Source organism: Limnohabitans sp. (assembly GCF_040401495.1).
GTDB lineage: Bacteria > Pseudomonadota > Gammaproteobacteria > Burkholderiales > Burkholderiaceae_C > Limnohabitans.
Genome location: NZ_JBBAOI010000046.1, coordinates 1 through 3,804 on the forward strand (window position 1 = coordinate 1; position 3,804 = coordinate 3,804).

Annotated in this window: 4 protein-coding genes; all 4 read right to left on the reverse strand. The window is 50.0% G+C overall.

Going from position 1 to position 3,804, the window contains the following annotated elements:
* Positions 1 to 27 precede the first annotated feature (27 nt).
* Positions 28 to 423, reverse strand: coding sequence for a flagellar protein FlaG (locus tag AC9UEO_RS13425; RefSeq protein ID WP_509534517.1), 396 nt, complete (start codon positions 421 to 423; stop codon positions 28 to 30).
* A gap of 151 nt (positions 424 to 574) precedes the next feature.
* Positions 575 to 2,452 carry a flagellar filament capping protein FliD gene (gene fliD / locus AC9UEO_RS13430; RefSeq protein ID WP_509534518.1) on the reverse strand — a complete coding sequence of 626 codons (1,878 nt, stop codon included), beginning with the start codon at positions 2,450 to 2,452 and terminating at the stop codon, positions 575 to 577.
* Between the two features lie 56 nt (positions 2,453 to 2,508).
* Positions 2,509 to 3,432 (reverse strand): flagellar hook-associated protein FlgL, encoded by a 924-nt coding sequence (gene flgL, locus AC9UEO_RS13435; protein WP_509534519.1) that lies wholly within the window; start codon positions 3,430 to 3,432, stop codon positions 2,509 to 2,511.
* 15 nt (positions 3,433 to 3,447) lie between these two features.
* A partial coding sequence (locus tag AC9UEO_RS13440) for a flagellar basal body rod C-terminal domain-containing protein (RefSeq protein ID WP_509534522.1) occupies positions 3,448 to 3,804 on the reverse strand: 357 nt, incomplete at its 5' end.

The window sequence follows — 3,804 nt, forward strand, 5'->3', positions numbered from 1 at the left end:
TACTTTAATAAATAATGACAAATTGTTTCAAGTCAATGCGTTATGCAGCATGCCGTTGAGGGCATCAATGCTGTGCGCAATGCGAATGACAGCGTCATTCGGTATTTTGCGGATGACTTCGCCTGTATCGGTGTTCTTTACCAACACCACGAAGCTTCCTGAAGTGTTTTGATCGATTGCAAAATTGAGGTTTCGCCCTCCATCGCGCATCGTTTCGTTCAGTCTGGCGATAGATTCATCTAAGTTGGCCTTGAGTTTTTCCATGTCTACTTTGATTTCTACAGGCTTGGGCGCCTGCACCTTGGGTGCAGCAGGCTCGGTCCTAACTTCATGCGCTGTAGAAACTGGAGCAGGCATGACAACATTCGGCTGCACTACGGGTGTAGGCACCGGACTGTTTCCGCCTTGAATTTCTGAAAGCATAGGTTTCTTCCTTTCACCTCGGACAAAGCGTCCAAGGGTTTCCATGTTTTGCTATATCGGAAGGAAGAAAAGGAACTTTAGCCACGACATGCAAATATTTGCATGCGCGGCTAAAAATATGAAAAAAGAAACCTGAAAGTATTAAATTAGGTCAATTTTTTCCAGTCAAGCTGGCCATCATGCCGTCAAAAGTTGCCTTGAGGCTGGTCTTCTGTGTATTGACGCCACCCACTATGCTGTCCATCTTAGAGAACTGGGTTTGGTAGCGTTTAAGCATGGCGTCCAAGCGGGTTTGTAGCTTGGTCAAATCATCCTTGTATTTGGTGTTTTGCGTGTTGGCAGATTCGCTTTGCGTCAGCAATGCACCTGTGTTGCCTAACATTTTGGTTAACTTTTTAAAAGCGTCGCCTGCAATGCCTGCGTTTTCAGTGCTCAGGGCTGAAATACCGTTCTTGTTACCCGTAAAGGTTTTGACTACGTCGTCGTAGTTATTAGTCAAGGCGGTGTCTAGCTTAGTAGCGTCTACAGACATCACGCCTGATTGGTCTAGGCTGATGCCTAGTTGCCATAAGGCGCTCACGCTGGTACCAGGTGTGCTGGATGACGCTGTGAACATGCCACGCAATTGCTGCTTGATAGACCGCAGTGTTGAGTCACCCACCAAAGTCGCACCATAGGTGGGCAATGTTGATTTTGTGTCAGACACCTCTTTAAATATAGAAACGGCGTCGTTATACGAAGTCACCAACGCGTTGATTTTGTCTTTGATGGGCGTGTTGTCGCGCGTCAATGTGACGGAGGCAGCAGAAGTAGTCAGGCCTTTGAGGTTGATTGTCAAACCTGGCACTACGTCTGTCAGTGCATTATTGGTTCGAACGTAGGTAATACCGTCTACTTTTACTTTCGCGTCTGCTGCGGTTTGGTTGGTGGCATTGGCTGGGTTAAATGCCACACTAGGAATAGCCGCACCATTCGCGTCCTGGGCAGAATAACTAAACACATTGCTGGCACCCACTTGGCCAGTCAAAATAATTTGATAGGGGTTGCTGGTTCCGTCCCCCGTATTGACGAGTTGTGCAGTCACACCATTGGCAGCTGCGTTGATGGCATTGACAATGCCTTGGGGTGTATCTTGTCCTGCAGCAACGGCTAATTTAGGTGCTGCACTGCTCATGGCAAATGTAGGGGTGACTCCTGCCGTGGTGCTGGTGAAGGTTAAATTACCTGTGCCGTCCGATACACCTGCGCTAAAGCCAGTCAAAGTCCCGCTGACAGTGCCTTTGGGTGCTGTGGTGGAAGACGTAGCGTTACCCGCCAAGCCAGAAAATGCAGCGGCAACTTCTGCAGCGGTTGTGGCCGAGCTTGCTTTGTAGGTAAGCCCTGCAACTGTCACCGACTGCCCTGCCAATAGCGGTGTGAAGCTCACTGCTGCAGTTTGTCTTGTGCCGGTATCCGCAACTCCGGTGCCTGCCACCGATGTCATGGTGGGCTTTGCGCCTACATAGATAGACACGCTCATAGCTAAGCCGCCATTGAGAGTGGTGGTGGGTGAAGCAAGGCCGTCACTGACTGTGCGCTGGGCTTTGGCAAGGCGTAGCACCTCAATATCGTGGATGCCAGTCGCGGCTGACGTGCTGGCACTGACATCAAATGCGGCTGTATTGGTATTGCTAGCGCTCAGCGTGTTAAAGCTACTTTGGTCTTTGAGCGCCGTCATCGCTGTGTTGACTTGCGACAACACGAATGACATGGCCGAGTAACCCGAAATACGGGCTTCGTTTTTAGTGATCTTGGCGTTGATCGCGTTCTTTTGGGGCGCGCCTTCGGCGTCTACCAAGTTTTGGGCGAGGGATGCGACGTCCACACCTGAACCCGCGCCCAAAGCCGAGATGAGCTTTTGTGCAGCGGCTTTGTTAGCTTTTGCTACTGCCTCTGGGGTACTCGCAAGCGCAGCCGACGTGCCACTGCTGAGCGTACTCGCAGATGTGGACGTCGTTGTGGTTGACGAGGTAGCTCCAGTGGTAGCCATGTTTTATCTTTTTATGCTGTTAAGTGTTCGACTGCTCAAGCCTAAACTTGAGCCCATCAATTCATATATTTGAATAGGCTCAACTGTGAAATCTTGGCAAAACTGCTTTGCGCTGCTTCCAAGGCCAGTTGGTCTTTGTTCATTTTGGTGATGGCTGATGTGTAGTCCAAGTCTTCTGCGTCTGATTTAGTAGTCTTCAAACGCAAGGTAATTTCATCGAGCACGCTGTTTTGCATGTCGACCACATTCATGTCGGTACCGATTTGTGCTGTGGCGTCACTCACGCCTTGCTGTAGGCTGTCTATTTCAGCAATGCCGCGCTGCATATTGGTGTGGTCTGAGTTTTGTACGGCGTTCGCCAAATCGTCAATCGCTTGGAAAAATCCAACGCCAGACTTCGTACCCTTGCCGTCGTCACGTATGACTTTTACAAACGCGTCCGACCCTGGCATGTTGAGGTTCATGCGTCGGTTATCGCCCACTGCCACTTTCATGCGTGACTCGTCACCTTGGTAGACCACATGTCCTTTAGCGTCTTTACCAAATGCGGGCGAACCAACTCGGCTACCTGAGAACAGGTAGTTACCGTTGGTGTCTTGTGTATTGGCAAGGCTGAGCACCTGTTCTTTGAGTGAACTAATTTCTAGGGCGATCGACTGGCGATCTGCCGGCGACAAAGTGTCACTCGCTGCTTGCACCGCGAGTTCTTTGACACGCACCATCACATCGGTCGTATTTTTAAGAACTGTCTCAGATGCTTGTAAACGGGTGTTGACTGACTTGAGTGTGCTTTGGTAGCTGACTTGTCGCGCTAATTCAGACTCCAGACGCGTCACCAAAGACGCTTTGTCTGGAGAATCGCTCGGTTTAACAATTTGCTTACCGGTTGAGAGTTGCTCTTGTGTTTTGGCGAGTTCGCCTTGCACATCGCCCAACTGTTGGTTGGCGCGGTCAAAGTAGAGGGTGGTGGAGATTTTCATAATGTCGTGCCTCTATCAACGAATTTGTACGATCGAGTCAAACAAGGTGCCCGATATTTGCAATGCTTTGGCAGACGCTTGGTAGGCCTGTTGGTAGCGAATCAGCGCAGCGGCTTCTTCGTCTAAATTAACGCCCGAGACTTTGTCTCTTGCAGACACGGATTGGTCGTGCACCACAGTCAAGGCCTGTTGCGTGATGGTGGCTTGTTGGGCCAAGTTACCCACGTTGTTAATTTGGTCAATGTAGGTATTAGCCAAAGACTTACCGCTGATGACAGGCTTTTTGGCCAAATCCACCATGTCTAGCATGTTGACGTTATTGCCCAAGCCATCATGGTTTCCATCCACCTGAAAACTATCGCCCACATTCGG

What these genes read in the sequence shown, in the direction of transcription:
- fliD (WP_509534518.1), bottom strand. Translation starts at nt 2,452, where the DNA reads ATGGCTACCACTGGAGCTACCTCGTCAACCACAACGACGTCCACATCT.
- flgL (WP_509534519.1), bottom strand. Translation starts at nt 3,432, where the DNA reads ATGAAAATCTCCACCACCCTCTACTTTGACCGCGCCAACCAACAGTTG.
- AC9UEO_RS13425 (WP_509534517.1), bottom strand. Translation starts at nt 423, where the DNA reads ATGCTTTCAGAAATTCAAGGCGGAAACAGTCCGGTGCCTACACCCGTA.